The organism is Vibrio sp. 1401 (assembly GCF_033340295.1).
In genome coordinates, this window is the sequence record NZ_JAWOWF010000488.1 from 1 (window position 1) to 632 (window position 632).

The 632-nt window shown below is 47.9% G+C and carries 1 protein-coding gene and 1 pseudogene; both read right to left on the bottom strand.

From position 1 onward, the window contains the following. A pseudogene (gene envZ / locus R7Z77_RS26380) lies at positions 1-141 on the bottom strand (two-component system sensor histidine kinase EnvZ); the annotation flags it as partial. A 105-nt stretch (positions 142-246) separates the two neighbouring features. Continuing rightward, positions 247-632, bottom strand: a 386-nt coding sequence (locus tag R7Z77_RS26385; RefSeq protein WP_318137177.1) for a winged helix-turn-helix domain-containing protein, incomplete at its 5' end; no start/stop codon positions are given.

Below are 632 nucleotides of genomic sequence, written 5' to 3' on the forward strand. Positions count from 1 at the left end.
GACTGCGGGACATTCGTTTGCCTTTTCCAGGCTTGGCATCAACTCGTAGTTAAAAACGGCGTAATAAGAAAAGACTTGGCTAGCGAGAAGCAAGGAGATGAACAGTAGAATAGATTGTGTCAGTGAACTTCGGATTCGCATGGAAATTTCCTGATGATCCTAATTGCGAAAACCTCGACCACCAAATAAGAAGGAAATTTGATGGCCGAAGTTTTAAAAACCGATTGCCGGTTAAGTGAGTAAGAATTACGACTCTTTGCCGTCTGGGACAAATACGTAACCTAAACCCCATACGGTCTGGATGTAGCGAGGTTTGCTCGGATCGTCTTCCAGCATGCGGCGTAGGCGAGAAATTTGTACGTCGATAGAGCGCTCCATCGCCGAGTATTCACGACCACGCGCCATATTCATCAGCTTATCACGTGACATTGGCTCACGCGCGTTGGTTACCAGTGATTTCAACACCGCAAATTCACCCGATGTTAATGGCATCGCCTCATCACCACGGAACATTTCACGCGTGCCGAGATTCAAACGAAACTCGCCAAACTCGACCACTTTTTCTTCCGTACTTGGCGCGCCCGGTAGCTCAACCGTTTGGCGACGTAAAACCGCTTTAATACGAGCGAGTA